This window comes from Pseudoalteromonas sp. Angola-4 (genome assembly GCF_028599265.1).
GTDB classification, from domain to species: domain Bacteria; phylum Pseudomonadota; class Gammaproteobacteria; order Enterobacterales; family Alteromonadaceae; genus Pseudoalteromonas; species Pseudoalteromonas atlantica.
Window position 1 is genome coordinate 1 of the sequence record NZ_JAQREK010000058.1, and the last position, 541, is coordinate 541.

General features: G+C 34.0%; 1 protein-coding gene. It reads left to right on the plus strand.

Annotation, left to right across the window (positions count from 1 at the left end):
* Positions 1–213 precede the first annotated feature (213 nt).
* Positions 214–450 (plus strand): hypothetical protein, encoded by a 237-nt coding sequence (locus PSH48_RS20760; protein WP_013462818.1) that lies wholly within the window; start codon positions 214–216, stop codon positions 448–450.
* Positions 451–541 lie beyond the last annotated feature (91 nt).

The following is a 541-nucleotide window of genomic DNA, read 5'->3' on the forward strand; positions in this document are numbered from 1 at the left end:
GGGTTTACAAAACACACTGGCTATCACTAAAAGTAGAGATAAAAGCAAAAAACACAGCTATTTTCATTAAAAAAGCTAAATAACGCAGTTTTAGGTTGATCTTTACTATAGTTTGTAATTAGAATCGCCCACTTTTTTAATTTGAGAGCATTTTTTTAGCGTTTCTCTCAAATATTTTTTGTTCTAACTAGTCGTAACAAGTGTGGTGAGTTTATGGATTTTTATGTCCTAAAAAAGCAGCAAAAACTAATTGCAATACCAGCAGACGTGCAAAATTGTAAGCAGTATATAAACTCGGGTTATCTGTATATTGATAAAGTCGCTGCTTGTAATGAAACTAATGCACTGCAAGTATTACAAGCTAAAAAAGCCAAAGCATTAAAGTGGCCTTTAACAATCGCGCTCGCTGCTTTGCCCGTTATTTTTATAGCTTGGTATACTTTAACCTAAAGCGATACTTGCATCTTTAATTGCCTTGGGTATATTGGCGCTCTTATGGTTTTTTAAGAGCGCAAAATGAAAGTTCTTCACACTTCAGACT